A 14,574-nucleotide genomic window follows, 5' to 3' on the forward strand; every position below is an offset into this window, starting at 1 on the left:
GCCACCGACGGCCCATTGCCGACCGCCGACCCCAGCCTCTCCATGTCCGCGACGAGAGCATCACCCAGCCGCCTTCAGCTCTCGTAATGATCCCTCACCAGCCGGTCGAGCAGACGCACGCCCCAACCGGGCCCCCAGGAGCGGTTGATCTCGCTGTCCTTGGCTGCCATGCCGGTCCCGGCGATGTCGAGATGCGCCCAGGGCACGTCGTTGACATGGCGCTGCAGGAACTGCGCCGCCGTGATCGAGCCGGCATAGCGCCCGGCGGAGTTCTTCATATCCGCGAATTTCGAATCGATCATCTTGTCGTAGGCCTTGCCGAGCGGCATGCGCCAGACCGTCTCGCCGGTGGCCAGCCCCGCCGCCGTCAGCCGCTGCGCCAGCTCGTCGCTGTTGGTGAACAGGCCGGCATTCTCCTGCGCCAGCGCCACGAGGATGGCGCCGGTCAGCGTCGCCAGGTTGATCATGAAGCGCGGCTTGAAGCGGTCCTGCGTGTACCAGAGCACATCGGCCAGGACGAGGCGCCCCTCCGCATCGGTATTGATGATCTCGATGGTCTGGCCGGAGAGCGAGGCGACGATGTCGCCGGGCCGCTGGGCATTGCCGTCGGGCATGTTCTCGACGAGGCCGATGACACCGATCGCGTTGACCTTGGCCTTTCGGGCGGCGAGCGCGTGCAGGAGCCCGACGACGCAGGCGGCGCCCGCCATGTCGCCCTTCATGTCCTCCATGCCGGCACCGGGCTTCAGCGAGATGCCGCCGGTATCGAAGGTGACGCCCTTGCCGATGAAGGCGACCGGCTCGTCGCTCTTGCCCGCACCGTTCCAGCGCATCACGACGACGCGGCTCTCGCGGCGGGAGCCCTGCCCGACACCGAGCAGCGCCCGCATGCCGATCTTCTTCAGGTCCTTCTCGTCGAGCACCTCGACCTCGACGCCGAGCTTCTCGAGCTTCTTCGCGCGATCGGCGAACTCTTCGGGATAGAGGACATTCGGCGGCTCGTTGACCAGGTCTCGCGCCAGCAAGACGCCCGCGGCGATCGCCTCGGCCACCTTGAGCGCCTTCCGCGTCGCCGCCGGATCGGTGACCCGAAGCGTGACCGAAAGCGTGCCGGCCTCGTCCTTGTCCTTGCTCTTCGTCTTGTAGCGATCGAACCTGTAGCTGCGCAGCCTCAGCCCCAGCGCGAGCTCGGCCGCCTGCTTCGCCTCGATCTCGGCGCCGGGCATGGCCGCCACCACATCGGCATCGCGGCCGCCGCCGAGCCGGCCGGCGATCGCACCGCCGAGCTTCACGAAATCGAGCTCGCCGCGCTCGCTCGAAGGCCCCAGGCCCACGACGATCAGCCGTTCATAGGCCGCTCCCTCCGGCGAGGGCAGCGTCAGACCGGAGAACGCCTTGCCCTTGAAATGCGAGGCCGCCGCCATGCGCGCCAGCAGCGAAGCCGCATCGCGGCCGGCCAGCGCCTCCGCCGGCCCCGACAGCACGAGGTCTTCGCCGACGAGGACGACGAGATCGCGCCCCTCGACGGCGTCCAGGGCTTTGATCTCGAGCTTCAGGCGCTGCGACATGGTCCGCTCACAATCTTGCGAAAGTCGTCGGGAAGAGACAGTTGAAAGGCACGGCGCGGGCGATTCCCGTTTGCGCCGCAAATCCGCCTATACCATAGGGTGTGTTCGACGAACCACCTTGGGGAGTTCCTCTCCCCGCCTCCCGGAAAGCGACGCGTGCTCCTCAACCGTCTCGACCGATACATCCTGAAGATCGCGGCGGTCGCGGCGATCGTGCTGCTGCTTGGCCTGACGGGCGTGATCTGGGTGACGCAGGCCCTGCGCGAGGTCGACCTGATCACCGGCAAGGGCCAGACCGTCCTGATCTTCTTGACCGTCACGCTGCTCTCGCTCCCGGCGCTGCTCGCCGGCATCGCCCCCGTCGCGCTGTTCATGTCGACCCTCTACACATTGAACAAGCTCAACGGCGATTCCGAGCTGATCGTCATGAACGCCGCCGGCGTCGCCCCGCATCGGGTCACCCGGCCCTTCCTCGTCCTGACGATGGCGACGGCGGTCATCGTCGCCTGGATGACCATCTCGGTCATGCCCGCAAGCTTTCGCACGCTGCGCGACCTGATCACCCTGATCCGAGCCGATTTCGTCGCCAACGTCGTCAAGGAGGGCCAGTTCGTCTCGCTCGATTCCGGCGTGACCTTCCACTATCGGGAGAAGGTCGGCGACGCGCTGGTCGGCATCTTCATGCAGGACCGCCGCGACCCGACGCAGCCCTCGATCTATCTCGCCGAGCGCGGCCGTACCGTCGAGGCCGAAGGCCAAAGCTTCCTGATGCTGGAGAAGGGCACCATCCAGCGCGAGGCCAAGAACACCAACACCACCTCGATCATTTCCTTCGAGCGCTACGCGCTCAACCTGTCGGCCCTGACCGGCGACAGCAGCGGCGGCCCCGGCGAGGGCGACGGCGACAAGGTGGTCTACAAGCCGCGCGAGCGCTCGACCTGGGAACTGCTCAACCAGAACCCGAACGAACCCTATTACAAGATCCAGGAAGGCCGCTTCCGGGCCGAGCTGCATAACCGCCTCTCGGCTCCGCTCTACCCCTTCGCCTTCATGCTGATCGCCTTTGCCGCGATCGGAGAGGCGCGCACGACGCGCCAGGGCCGGGCCCTCGCGATCCAGGCCGCGATCATGATCGTCGGCGCGACCCGCCTCGCAGCCTATGCGGCCTGGACGGCGAGCGTCCGCTCGCCTTTCGCCGCCGCGCTGCTCTACATCCTGCCGATCGCCGCCATCCTCCTCGCGATCGCCTTCATCTTCTACGGCGAGCGGCTGCGGCCGGTGCTGTCACGGGTGATGACCCCGCTGACCCTGCCCCTCGCCCATCTCGCATCTCGTTTCCGGCGCGCCTGATGCTGCTCTTCACCACCCTCGGCCGCTACCTGACGCTGCGGTTCACGCGCGCCATCCTCAGCGTGTTCAGCACCTTCTTCTTCCTGATCGGCACGCTCGACTTCGTGGAGCTGATGCGCCGCGCCGGCGACTCGCCGATCGCCACCACGCCGAAGATCATCATGCTCGCGCTCTATCGCGTGCCGAGCGTCGCCGAGCAGATCTTTCCCTTCGCGGCGCTGTTCGGCGGCATGTTCGCCCTGCTGACGCTGAGCCGGAAGCTCGAGCTGGTCGTGGCGCGCTCCGCCGGCGTCTCGGCCTGGCAGTTCCTGCAGCCGGCGGTCGTCGTGGCCGGCGTGATCGGACTCGTTTCGGTGATGGCCTACAACCCGCTCGCCGCCGAGATGAAGCGGCGCGCCACCGCGCTGGAGACGAGGCTCTTCGTGCGCGCGGGCGGACAGTCCGCCGCAAGCCTGCCGGAGATCTGGCTGCGCCAGACCAGCGTCGACGGGCAGGCCATCATCCGCGCCGCCGGAGCACGGCCGGATGAAGACGGGCTCTCGGGCGTGACCGTCTTCAATTTCAACCACGACGGCTCGTTCCGGGATCGAATCGACGCTCGCCAGGCCGTGCTTCGCCCGGGACATTGGGAGCTCAGCGACGCGCGGCTGACCTCCGCCACGGAAGAGCCACAGAGCTACAAGAATTACACGCTGGCGACGACGCTGGAGCCCGACCAGATGCGGCAGAGTTTCACGCCCCCCGAGGCGGTCGGCTTCTGGGCGATGCCGTCGGCGATCGAGCGGACGCGTCGCGCCGGCCTCGACATCACGCCCTATGAGCTTCGTTATCAATCACTTATGGCGCGCCCGCTGCTGCTGGTCGCCATGGTGCTGGTCGCCGCATCCGTTTCTTTAAGATTTTTCCGGTTTGGTGGAGTGACCAAACTGGTGGTGGCTGGCGTCACGGCGGGGTTCGTGCTCTATGTGGCGACGCAACTGTCGGAGGAACTCGGATCGTCGGGAATCGTCAATCCGGTCGTCGCGGCGTGGCTGCCCGCAGCATTGGGAACGATGCTGGGGGCGCTGGCCCTCCTCCATCAGGAAGACGGGTAGAACGTACTGTGCCTATGGTTAATTTTGTGTTGAACGGACAGGTCGGAGCGTGACGAGCGTGGCGCGATTCGCTGCGGCGACTGCCCTCGCCTCCAGCCTTGCCTTTCTGCTGGCGGGTCCGGGCTTCGCCCAGGGCAAGCCTGCGGCCGGCGGCAAGCCTGCGGCTGCGGCTGCGGCCAAGCCGCAGGACCGGATGGTCGTCGACGCCCGCGAACTCGTCTATGACAACGACAAGAAGACGGTCGCTGCCGTCGGCAACGTGCAGATCCTCTACCAGGGCCGTACGATCGAGGCCGACCGCGTCGTCTACGACCAGGCCAACAAGCGCGTCATCGCGGTCGGCAACGCGCGCATCACCGAAACCAACGGGTCGGTCATCACCGGCGACCGCTTCAACCTGACCGACGACTTCCGCGACGGCTTCATCGACTCGCTGCGGGTGGTGAATCCCGACAAGACCCGTTTCTCGGCGCCGCGCGCCGAGCGGACCGACGGCGAGACCTTCGTCTTCGACAAGGGCATCTACACCGCCTGCGAGCCCTGCAAGGAGCATCCCGAGCGGCCGCCGCTCTGGCAGGTGCGCTCGGCCCGCATCATCCACAAGAAGTCCGAGCAGACGATCTACTACGAGGATGCCAGGCTCGAATTCGCCGGCATTCCGATGGCCTACATCCCCTACATGTCGGGCCCGGATTCGACGGTGAAGCGCAAGACCGGCTTCCTGGCGCCGAAATTCATCAACACCTCGGCGCTCGGCTACGGCGTCGGGCTGCCCTACTTCATCAATCTGGCGCCGAACTACGATCTGACGCTGACGCCGACCTACCTGACGCGCCAGGGCCTGCTCGGCCAGGTCGAGTGGCGCCACCGCCTGCTCAACGGATCGTACACGATCCGGGCCTCCGGCATCTTCCAGCAGGACAAGGACGCCTTCCTCGCAGCTCCGCTCGGGCCGCGCGACAAGGAATTCCGTGGCGCGCTCGAAAGCACCGGCAAGTTCTTCATCAATCCGCGCTGGACGATCGGCTGGAACGTCGCCATGTCGACGGATCGCTGGTTCTACAAGAACTACCGCATCCTGAACGCGAGCCTCAGCAACACGACCTATCTGCAGGAATCGATCTCGACGGCCTATCTGAACGGCCAGAGCCCGACCGCCTGGTTCGATCTGCGCGGCTACTACTTCCAGCCGCTGAACTATCAGGACTGGCAGAAGCAGCAGCCGGTCGTCATGCCGGTGCTGGACTACGACAAGCGCGTCCACAAGCCGTCCTTCCTCGGCGGCGAGCTCGAATTCAACGTCAACGTCACCAGCCTGCACCGCGACACCGCCGCCTTCGCGGAGCTGCCGCAGCAGAAGGCCTATCTCGTCAACGGCACGACGAGCAGCGGAACCGGCTACTCGCTCTATGACGGCTGCGCCGTCTACGACAAGAATCACTGCCTCGTGCGCGGCCTGGCCGGCAACGTCTCGCGCGCGACGGCGCAGGTCTCGTGGCGGCGCAACATCATCGACCCACTCGGACAGATCTGGACGCCCTACGCCTCGCTGCGGGCCGACGTCTTCGCGGTCAATCCCGATACCAGCGGCATCATCAATTCCCACGTCGCGACCATCGCCGACACCTCGGACGAGGTCTTCGGGCGGGTGATGCCGGCGATCGGGCTGATGTACCGCTATCCCTTCGTCGCCAAGACGGATTGGGGCACCCATATCATCGAGCCGGTGGCGCAGATCGTCGCCCGCCCGAACGAGACCAATAGCCTGCGCGTCGCCAACGAGGACGCCCAGAGCCTGGTCTTCGACGCCAACAATCTGTTCGAGTGGAGCGGCAAGTTCTCGGGCTATGACCGGCTCGAGGGCGGAACGCGCGCCAATGTCGGCGCCCTCTATACCGGGCGCTTCGGCAAGGAGGCCTATGCCAACGTCCTGATCGGCCAGTCCTTCCAGCTCGCCGGCCGCAATTCCTATGCGACGGGCGACCTGCTGAACACCGGCCTCGACTCGGGCCTCAACACGGACAGCTCGGATTACGTCGCCCGGGCCCAGTTCTCGCCGGCGAAGGGCTTCTTCCTGACCGGCGCCACCCGGCTCAACGCCACGACTTTCGAGGCGCAGCGCATCGACGCCGCCGCGACCTATTCGAACAGCGTGATTTCGGCCTCGGTCGGCTACGGCCGCTACGAGCCGCAGCCCAATCTCGGCATCTTCCGCCGCCGCGAAGGTCTTTCGCTCAACGGCTCGCTGCTCGTCGCCCAGAACTGGCGCGTCAGGGCCGGCGTGCTGTTCGACCTCGACAAGTACAAATACGACCGCGAGCTCTGGCGGACGGCCTATGCCGCCGCCCAGGCAGCCTCGACGGCGGTGCCGGCCTATCCCAACACCGGGCCGTTCCAGACCGCCTCGACCTCGTTCGGCATCAACTACACCGACGAGTGCACGGTCTTCGACGTCTCCTACACGCAGAGCTATGCCGACCGGCAGGCGGGCGCGACCAAGGACACGCGCACCATCATGTTCCGGCTCGAGCTGCGGACCCTCGGCGAGATCAACTACTCGCAGAATCTCGGCAACAGCTCCGCGTCGAGCGACGGCATCAGCAGCAGCAATTGAGGCGCCGCGGGGCGCCCCGTGCAATCGCCAGACCGGAGCATTCCTTGCCGCGCCTGCCGCTAGCGCTGACCCAGGGCGACCCGGCCGGCATCGGGCCGGAGCTCAGCCTGCGCGCCTGGCTGGAGCGGCGGGAGCGGGCGCTGCCTGCCTTCGCCTGCGTCGCCGCCCCCGCCGAGCTCGCTCGGGCCGCCGGGCGGCTGGGCTGGCAGGTTCCGATCAGGGCGTCCAGCTGGGAAGAGGCAACGGCATTGTTCGCGCAGGCGCTGCCGGTCATCCCTCTCGCGCAGAGCGTCGCGGCCACGCCGGGCGAGCCGGACCCTTCTTCCGCCGCAGCGACGATCGACTCCATCGACCGGGCCGTCGCGGCCGTGCGAACCGGCAGGGCCGGTGCCGTCGTGACCAACCCCATCGCCAAGTCGGTCCTTTATGCGGCCGGGTTCAAGCATCCCGGCCATACCGAATACCTCGCGCATCTCGCGGCGGAAGCCGGCACCGAACCTCTGCCGGTGATGATGCTGTGGTGCGAGGAACTCGCGGTGGTTCCGGTCACCATCCATGTCCCGCTGCGGCGCGTGCCGGAGCTGCTGACCCGGAAGCTCATCGTCGATACGGCCCGGATCGTCGCGGTGGGCCTGCGCCGGCAGTTCGGCATCAAAAGCCCCCGGCTCGCCATCAGCGGGCTCAATCCCCATGCCGGTGAGAACGGGACGATGGGCCGCGAGGACGAGGAGATCGTCAAGCCGGCGATCGCCGAGCTCCAGGCCGAGGGCATCGATGCGCGCGGACCCTATCCGGCCGATACGATGTTCCATGCCAGGGCGCGGGCCGGCTATGACGCGGCGTTGGCAATGTATCACGACCAGGCGCTGATCCCGATCAAGACCATCGCCTTCGACGAGGGCGTCAACGTCACATTGGGACTGCCCTTCATCCGCACCTCGCCCGACCACGGCACCGCCTTCGACATCGCCGGGCAGGGCATCGCCCGGCCGGACAGCCTCTGCGCGGCCCTGAGACTCGCGGCTCGCATGGCCGAACGTCAGGAAGCCGCGCGATGAGCCAGATCGATGATCTGCCGCCGCTGCGCGAGGTCGTCGAGCGCCATGGCTTGATGGCCCAGAAGGCGCTCGGCCAGAACTTCCTGTTCGACCTCAACCTGACGAGCCGGATCGCGCGCGCGGCCGGCCCGCTCGACGGCGAGACCGTCGTCGAGATCGGCCCCGGCCCCGGCGGGCTGACGCGCGCGCTGCTCGCCAACGGCGCCGGCCGCGTCATCGCGATCGAGCGCGACCGGCGCTGCCTGCCGGCGCTGGCTGAGATCGCGGCACGCTATCCGGGGCGGCTGGAGGTCGTCGACGGCGATGCGCTCGCGACCGACCTTGCACCCTATCTCAAGGGCGAGCCGGCCCGCATCGTCGCCAACCTGCCCTACAATATCGGCACGCCGCTGCTGGTCGGCTGGCTGAGCCTGGAGCCCTGGCCGTCCTGGTGGACGTCCCTGACCTTGATGTTCCAGCGCGAGGTGGCCGAGCGCATCGTCGCCTCCCCGGAAGAGCGGGCCGACTATGGCCGGCTTGCCGTGCTGGCGAACTGGCGCTGCCGGACCAGAATCCTGTTCGACGTGCCGCGTGGCGCCTTCGTGCCGCCGCCGAAGATCACCTCGTCGGTGGTTCAGCTCGTGCCGCGGCCGGAGCCCGAGCCCTGCGACCGGCGCCTGCTGGAACGGGTCACGCTCGCCGCCTTCGGCCAGCGCCGCAAGATGCTGCGCCAGAGCCTGAAGGCGGTGCTGCCGGACCCTGCGCCGATCATCGCGGCGGCCGGCCTCTCCGAGACGGCCCGCGCCGAGGAGGTGCCGGTCTCGGGCTTCGTGCGGCTCGCCAACGCGCTCGCCGCAACGCTTCAGGCCAATTCCTCCGCCAGGAGCTGATCGACGAAATCGCCGAGGCCGACGGCGCGGCTGCGCTTCAGGCGCTCGGCCGTGAGGATCGCCTTGATCGCGTCATAGGCGGCATCGAGATCGTCGTTGATGATGACGTAGTCGTACTGGCTCCAGCGGGCGATCTCGTCGCGGGCATTGGCCAACCGCTTGGCGATCACATCCGGCGCGTCCTCGGCGCGGCGCACGAGGCGCGAGCGCAGCTCGGCCATCGACGGCGGCAGGATGAAGATGGTCACGACATCCGCCCGCGCCTTCTTGACGATCTGCTGCGTGCCCTGCCAGTCGATGTCGAACAGCACATCGCGCCCGGCCGCCAGCGAGGCCTCGACCTCCTTGCGGGGCGTGCCATAGCCGTTGCCGTGGACCTCCGCCCATTCCAACAGGTCATTGTGCTGGCGCATGGCGTCGAAGGTGCCGCGATCGATGAAGCGGTAGTGGACGCCGTCGATCTCCGAAGGGCGCCGCGTCCGCGTCGTCACGGAAATCGACAGGTCGAGGTTGTTCTCGCTCTTGAGGTTGCGGGTGAGCGTCGTCTTGCCGGCCCCGGAGGGCGACGACAGGATCAGCATGAGGCCGCGGCGGGCCGGACGATGGCTCTCGGCCGTCATGTCTCACTCCACATTCTGAACCTGCTCGCGCATCTGGTCGACGACCGTGCGCAGGTCGAGGCCGATCCGCGACAGGTCGGGGTCGTTCGCCTTGGCGCAGAGCGTCGAAGCCTCGCGGCCGAACTCCTGGGCCAGGAAATCGAGCTTGCGGCCGATCGGCCCGCCCTTCGCCAGCAGCTCGCGCAGCGCTGCGACATGGGCATGGAGCCGGTCGATCTCCTCGCGGATATCGGCGCGCACGGCGATCAGCGCCGCCTCCTGGTGAAGGCGCTGCGGATCGAGCCCGTTCGCGGAACCGAGCAGTGCCTCCACCTGGGCGGCGATACGGGCGCGGATCGCCTCGGACCGGCGGGCGGGATGGTGCTCGGCCTCGCTGGCCAGGCGCGAGATCGTCTCGACATGACCCAGCACGATCGCTTCGAGCGCCCGGCCCTCGTCGGCGCGGGCTTCCTGCAGCGCCTCGACTGCAGCCTCGAGCCCGGCGAGCGCCGGCTTCTCGACGGCTCCGAGCACATCCTGCGCCTCGTCGGCGTATTCGACCACGCCGCGGACGGCGAGGAGCCCGTCGAAGGTCGGCCGATCGATGCCGCTGGCCGGCAACGCCTCGATCGCCGCCAACAATGCGGCGAGCACGGTTTCGTTGACGCGCGGGCGCGGCGGCCCGGCATCGCTGGTCACGGCGAGATTGACGTGCAGCGTGCCGCGGGCGAAGGCCCCGGACAGGCGCTTGCGGGCGGCTTCGGCGAGGATTTCAAGGCCCGGCGGGACGCGAACGCGCACATCGAGCCCGCGGCCGTTGACGCTGCGAATCTCCCAGGCCCAGCCATGGACGCCGGTGGTTCCTGCCGCGCGGGCGAAGCCCGTCATGCTCTCGATGCCCATCAAGCTCCCCACTCCGCAAGCCGGTCGACACGGCCGGCGCGGCGGGACCCTAGAGCACGGGCCGATCAGATTGCAACGCTGCCACGGCCGGCCAGGCGCTTGCTATCAACATGTTGGAAGGCCCGGCCGTCCCGCGGCCGGGCGAACTGTCACTGGAACAGCCGACGCGCCGTCTTGCCGATCAAGGCCCCTTGAGCTGCGGGACCTGCTTGGGAGAGTTGAGATCGAAGGTCTTGTTCAGCAGCGGGTCGCGCGCCGTGCCTTCCGAAGCGTCGAAGGCGCGGGCACGGGTCCCGGCCACGCCGGCAGGCTGCGCGATCGGCGCGCCGCCGGATCCGATATCGGAGGCCGGCTGCGTCGTCGCCGGCGCCTCGGTCCGGTTGTCCGGACCCGCGGGCGGCTCGACCTTGTCGATCGCATCGGCCGGCGGCTTGCCCTGCTGGGTTCGCGTCGTCTCGATCTGGCGCCAGCGCGAGACGTTGCGATTGTGCTGGTCGAGCGTCTCCGAGAAGACGTGCCCGCCGGTGCCGTCGGCCACGAAGTAGAGGTCCTTGGTCCGGGAATGATTGACCACGGCCTCCATCGCGGCGCGGCCGGGATTGGCGATCGGTCCGGGCGGGAGACCGGAAATGACATAGGTGTTGTAGGGCGTCGGCTGGGTGATCTCGCTGCGCTGGATCGGACGGCCGAGCGTGCCCTTGCCGCCGACGAGGCCGTAGACGATCGTCGGATCGGACTGCAGCTTCATCTTCTGGTTCAGCCGGTTGATGAAGACCCCGGCCACGCGCGGGCGCTCGTCGGCGCGCCCGGTCTCCTTCTCCACGATGGAAGCGAGGACGACCAGCTCTTGTGGCGTCTTGATCGGCAGGTCGGCCGGCCGCTTGGCCCAGATTTTCTCCAGGACCACGTTCTGGTCCCTGGCCATGCGATCCAGGATGCCCTTTCGCGAGAAGCCGCGCGGGAAGCGGTAGGTGTCGGGAAGGATGGATCCCTCCTTCGGAATCTGGGCGATCTCGCCGGTCAGCAGATCGTTCTCGCGCAGCCTCTCGACGATCTGCTCGCTGGTCAGGCCTTCCGGAATGGTGATGGAATGCTCGACCACCTTGCCGCTCGAGATCACGTCCAGGATCTCCTGCGGGCTGACGCGCGCCTTGAACAGATACTCGCCCGCCTTGAGCTTGTGCCAGTCGCCGCCGATGACCGCGGCGATCCGGAAGGAGAGCGGGTGCTCGATCAGCCCTTCGCGCTGCAGCAGTTCGGCGATCTCGGTCAGGCCGCTGTCCTTCGGAATGATCACGGCGCGGTCGCTGGCCAGCGGGCCGGGCGCCTTGCTCTGGTTCGAGACAATCGCGATACCGGCGCCGACGACGCCGGCTGCGACCAGGAGCAGCGTGAACAGGCCGCTCAGCATGGCCAGGAAGGGGCTGCGCCGGCGGCGACGAAGTTTGGGAGGCGGCGCCGGTGGCGCGACCGGCTTGAGGGCCTCGCTCGGGCTCTTCGGGGCGACGCGGGGCGTATCGTTCACAGTTTCAGCGCTCGCAGCACAAGGTAGACAACCTCGGCACGATGCGCTCGAGCACATCGCGCCGGATGGAGAACCGGGCATATCGGGCCCCGGATCGTGGCGCGCCCCACAGGTGCGCCTGACGATCCATCACACCTGAAGCATCGGGACGTCCCCGGCTTCGGGCCGTCGCATTAGAGCCCGTTTCGTCACGGCTGTGAACGCGGAATCGCGCATCCATCAGCACCGGCGGCGAACTCTACCCAACATTATGGCGAAACCGCGCTTCACCGCCGGCAGGCCATGCAAGCGCCCAGTCGCAGCGCAACGGACGGCCCGGTTGCCGGACGGGCACGGCGCGGCCCGGAGCGCGACGAAACGATGCCGCCCCCAACGGGCCGGGCGATCAGTTCGCGGCCGCGTAGCGCCGCAACACCAGCGAGGCGTTGGTGCCGCCGAAGCCGAAGGAGTTCGATAGCGCGTACTCGATCTCGCGCTTGCGCGCGACATGCGGCACGAGGTCGATCTCGGTCTCTACGGAAGGGTTGTCGAGATTGATCGTCGGCGGCGCGACCTGATCGCGGATCGCGAGCACGGTGAAGATCGCCTCGATCGCGCCCGCCGCCCCGAGCAGATGGCCGGTCGCCGACTTCGTCGAGGACATGGACGGGCGCTTCGGCGCGTTCGCCAGCAGGCGCTCGACGGCGCGCAATTCGATCTCGTCGCCGAGCGGCGTCGAGGTGCCGTGGGCGTTGACGTAATCCAGGTCGGAGGCGGCGATGCCCGCGCGATCGAGCGCCATGCTCATGCAGCGATAGGCGCCGTCTCCGTCCTCGGCCGGCGAGGTGATGTGATAGGCGTCGCCCGACAGCCCGTAGCCGATGACCTCGGCATAGATGCGCGCTCCGCGAGCCAGAGCATGCTCCAGCTCCTCGAGCACGACGACGCCGGCGCCCTCGCCCATGACGAAACCGTCGCGGTCCTTGTCGTAGGGGCGCGAGGCCTTCTCCGGCGTGTCGTTGAATCCGGTGGAGAGCGCCCGGCAGGCGCAGAAGCCGGCGATGCCGATGCGGTTGATCGCCGATTCGGCCCCGCCCGCAACCATGACGTCGGCATCGCCGAGCGCGATCATGCGGGACGCGTCGCCGATGGCATGCGCGCCGGTCGAGCAGGCGGTGACGGCCGAATGGTTGGGGCCCTTGAGCCCGTGCTCGATCGAGACGTAGCCCGCGGCAAGGTTGATGAGGCGGCCCGGGATGAAGAACGGAGAAAGCCGGCGGGGGCCCCGCTCCTTCAGCAGCAGCGAGGCCTCGTAGATGCCGCCAAGCCCGCCGATGCCGGAGCCGATGGCGACGCCGGTGCGGATCTGGTCCTCGTAGGTTTCCGGCTTCCACCCGGCATCCGTCAGGGCCTGCTTGGCAGCCGCCATGGCGAAAACGATGAAATCGTCGACCTTGCGCTGCTCCTTGGGCTCCATCCAGTCGTCGGGATTGAAGGTCCCGTCGCTGCCGTCACCCCGCGGGATATTGCAGGCGATCTGCGCCGGCAGGTCGCTGGCGTCGAAGCTGGTGATGGGGCCGGCGCCGCTGGCGCCGGCGAGGATTCGCGTCCAGGTCGGCTCGACGCCGCAACCAAGCGGCGTCACCATGCCGAGGCCGGTCACGACGACGCGCCGCATCGAAACAGTACGAGGAGCCATGATGCCTTCTGCAGGAAACGACCCGGAAGGGTCGATCGGGCGCCCGATCAGGCGCTCTTGGCGGACAGGAACTTGACCGCGTCGCCCACCGTCACGATCGTCTCGGCCGCATCGTCCGGGATCTCGACGCCGAACTCTTCCTCGAAGGCCATGACGAGCTCGACGGTGTCGAGGCTGTCCGCACCCAGGTCCTCGATGAAGTTGGCGCTATCGATGACCTTCTCGGGCTCGACGCCGAGGTGCTCGACCACGATCTTCTTCACGCGCTCGGCGACATCGCTCATGAGTCTCTTCCTTAGAAACTGGAAACGCACCGCGGATCCGCGACACGCATATGGATCTTCATTCCGACCCGCCGCGCCATCGGGGTGATGCACGCGATCCGGAAAGCTAGAAGCCTGCACAAACGCAACAACCGGGTTTTCGTCAAGTCCCCGAGCGTTCGAAAGGCAGCGCGACGGCGCTAGTTAACATACACTGTCCACAGAGGCGAGAGCGGCCAACAGCTTCTGGAACGCTTCCAGAATGCGTCGTAACGCCTTCAGATCATGGCCATTCCGCCGTTGACGTGCAGGGTCTGGCCGGTCACGTAGCCGGCTTCGTCGCTGGCGAGGTAGGCGACGGCGGCCGCGATGTCGGCCCCGGCGCCGAGCCGGCCCATCGGCACGTCGGCCAGGATGCCGTCGCGCTGCTTCTCGTTCAAGGCCTGGGTCATCGGGGACTCGATGAAGCCCGGCGAGACGACATTGACGGTGATGTTGCGGCTCGCGACCTCCGCCGCGAGCGCCTTCGACATGCCGATCAGCCCGGCCTTGGCGGCGGCGTAGTTGCCCTGGCCGGGGTTGCCCGTCGTGCCGACGACCGAGCCGATCGCGACGATTCGGCCATAGCGGCGGCGCATCATCGACTTGACGGCCGCGCGCGAGAGCCGGAAGGCCGCGGTGAGGTTGACCGCGAGCACGCTGTCCCAATCCTCGTCCTTGAGGCGCAGGAACAGGTTGTCGCGGGTGATCCCAGCATTGTTGACGAGGATGTCGAGCCCGCCGAGCTTTTCCTCGGCCGCCGGCACCAGCGCCTCGACCGAATCCTTGTCGGCAAGATTGCAGGGCGTGACCACGACCCGCTCGCCGAGCTCCGCGGCGAGAGCTTCCAGCGCCTCGGCACGGGTGCCGGAGAGCGCGACGCTCGCGCCCTGGGCATGAAGGGTTCGCGCGATGGCTCCGCCCAGCCCCCCGGTCGCGCCGGTGACCAGGGCCTTGCGGCCGGTCAGATCAAACATGTCGTTTCCCCTTCTGCGGCCTTCTGCCGTGCTTGTA

At 67.8% G+C, this 14,574-nt stretch carries 12 protein-coding genes; 5 read left to right on the forward strand and 7 right to left on the reverse strand.

Going from position 1 to position 14,574, the window contains the following annotated elements:
- Positions 1-74: 74 nt before the first annotated feature.
- Positions 75-1,568, reverse strand: coding sequence for a leucyl aminopeptidase (locus tag BGO20_RS05570; protein WP_291662022.1), 1,494 nt, complete (start codon positions 1,566-1,568; stop codon positions 75-77).
- Positions 1,569-1,724: 156 nt separating this feature from the next.
- Between BGO20_RS05570 and lptF the strand changes: the two genes are divergently transcribed.
- Genes lptF through rsmA form a run of 5 tightly spaced genes read left to right on the forward strand, consistent with a single transcriptional unit; the run spans position 1,725 to position 8,553 of the window.
- Complete coding sequence (lptF, locus tag BGO20_RS05575) at positions 1,725-2,918, forward strand: LPS export ABC transporter permease LptF (protein WP_291662020.1); 1,194 nt, start codon at positions 1,725-1,727, stop codon at positions 2,916-2,918.
- Positions 2,918-4,012 (forward strand): LPS export ABC transporter permease LptG, encoded by a 1,095-nt coding sequence (gene lptG / locus BGO20_RS05580; RefSeq protein WP_291662018.1) that lies wholly within the window; start codon positions 2,918-2,920, stop codon positions 4,010-4,012. Before lptF ends, lptG begins: the two co-directional genes overlap by 1 nt.
- Positions 4,013-4,070: 58 nt before the next feature.
- Positions 4,071-6,626: an LPS-assembly protein LptD gene (locus BGO20_RS05585; RefSeq protein ID WP_291662016.1), complete on the forward strand. Its 2,556-nt coding sequence runs from the start codon at positions 4,071-4,073 to the stop codon at positions 6,624-6,626.
- A gap of 44 nt (positions 6,627-6,670) precedes the next feature.
- Positions 6,671-7,684: a 4-hydroxythreonine-4-phosphate dehydrogenase PdxA gene (pdxA, locus tag BGO20_RS05590; RefSeq protein WP_299856907.1), complete on the forward strand. Its 1,014-nt coding sequence runs from the start codon at positions 6,671-6,673 to the stop codon at positions 7,682-7,684.
- Positions 7,681-8,553 carry a 16S rRNA (adenine(1518)-N(6)/adenine(1519)-N(6))-dimethyltransferase RsmA gene (gene rsmA / locus BGO20_RS05595; RefSeq protein ID WP_291662013.1) on the forward strand — a complete coding sequence of 291 codons (873 nt, stop codon included), beginning with the start codon at positions 7,681-7,683 and terminating at the stop codon, positions 8,551-8,553. Before pdxA ends, rsmA begins: the two co-directional genes overlap by 4 nt.
- Here rsmA and gmk read toward each other — a convergent pair.
- From gmk to fabG, 6 genes are all read right to left on the reverse strand, one after another.
- Complete coding sequence (gene gmk / locus BGO20_RS05600; protein WP_291662011.1) at positions 8,526-9,173, reverse strand: guanylate kinase; 648 nt, start codon at positions 9,171-9,173, stop codon at positions 8,526-8,528. The two genes, rsmA and gmk, sit on opposite strands and share 28 nt — an antisense overlap.
- Positions 9,174-9,176: 3 nt before the next feature.
- Complete coding sequence (locus tag BGO20_RS05605) at positions 9,177-10,055, reverse strand: YicC/YloC family endoribonuclease (protein ID WP_291662009.1); 879 nt, start codon at positions 10,053-10,055, stop codon at positions 9,177-9,179.
- A gap of 181 nt (positions 10,056-10,236) precedes the next feature.
- Positions 10,237-11,580: an endolytic transglycosylase MltG gene (gene mltG, locus BGO20_RS05610; RefSeq protein ID WP_291662007.1), complete on the reverse strand. Its 1,344-nt coding sequence runs from the start codon at positions 11,578-11,580 to the stop codon at positions 10,237-10,239.
- Between the two features lie 385 nt (positions 11,581-11,965).
- Positions 11,966-13,237, reverse strand: coding sequence for a beta-ketoacyl-ACP synthase II (fabF, locus tag BGO20_RS05615; RefSeq protein ID WP_291662590.1), 1,272 nt, complete (start codon positions 13,235-13,237; stop codon positions 11,966-11,968).
- Positions 13,238-13,305: 68 nt separating this feature from the next.
- Positions 13,306-13,542, reverse strand: a complete 237-nt coding sequence (locus BGO20_RS05620; RefSeq protein WP_089175248.1) for an acyl carrier protein — start codon at positions 13,540-13,542, stop codon at positions 13,306-13,308.
- A 257-nt stretch (positions 13,543-13,799) separates the two neighbouring features.
- Positions 13,800-14,537 carry a 3-oxoacyl-[acyl-carrier-protein] reductase gene (gene fabG / locus BGO20_RS05625; RefSeq protein ID WP_291662005.1) on the reverse strand — a complete coding sequence of 246 codons (738 nt, stop codon included), beginning with the start codon at positions 14,535-14,537 and terminating at the stop codon, positions 13,800-13,802.
- Between the last annotated feature and the right edge of the window lie 37 nt (positions 14,538-14,574).

It is taken from the genome of Allobosea sp. 67-29 (genome assembly GCF_001898115.1).
Classification (GTDB): domain Bacteria; phylum Pseudomonadota; class Alphaproteobacteria; order Rhizobiales; family Beijerinckiaceae; genus Allobosea.

What these genes read in the sequence shown, in the direction of transcription:
- BGO20_RS05570 (WP_291662022.1), bottom strand. Translation starts at nt 1,568, where the DNA reads ATGTCGCAGCGCCTGAAGCTCGAGATCAAAGCCCTGGACGCCGTCGAG.
- lptG (WP_291662018.1), top strand. Translation starts at nt 2,918, where the DNA reads ATGCTGCTCTTCACCACCCTCGGCCGCTACCTGACGCTGCGGTTCACG.
- rsmA (WP_291662013.1), top strand. Translation starts at nt 7,681, where the DNA reads ATGAGCCAGATCGATGATCTGCCGCCGCTGCGCGAGGTCGTCGAGCGC.
- gmk (WP_291662011.1), bottom strand. Translation starts at nt 9,173, where the DNA reads ATGACGGCCGAGAGCCATCGTCCGGCCCGCCGCGGCCTCATGCTGATC.
- BGO20_RS05605 (WP_291662009.1), bottom strand. Translation starts at nt 10,055, where the DNA reads ATGGGCATCGAGAGCATGACGGGCTTCGCCCGCGCGGCAGGAACCACC.
- fabF (WP_291662590.1), bottom strand. Translation starts at nt 13,237, where the DNA reads ATGCGGCGCGTCGTCGTGACCGGCCTCGGCATGGTGACGCCGCTTGGT.
- BGO20_RS05620 (WP_089175248.1), bottom strand. Translation starts at nt 13,542, where the DNA reads ATGAGCGATGTCGCCGAGCGCGTGAAGAAGATCGTGGTCGAGCACCTC.
- fabG (WP_291662005.1), bottom strand. Translation starts at nt 14,537, where the DNA reads ATGTTTGATCTGACCGGCCGCAAGGCCCTGGTCACCGGCGCGACCGGG.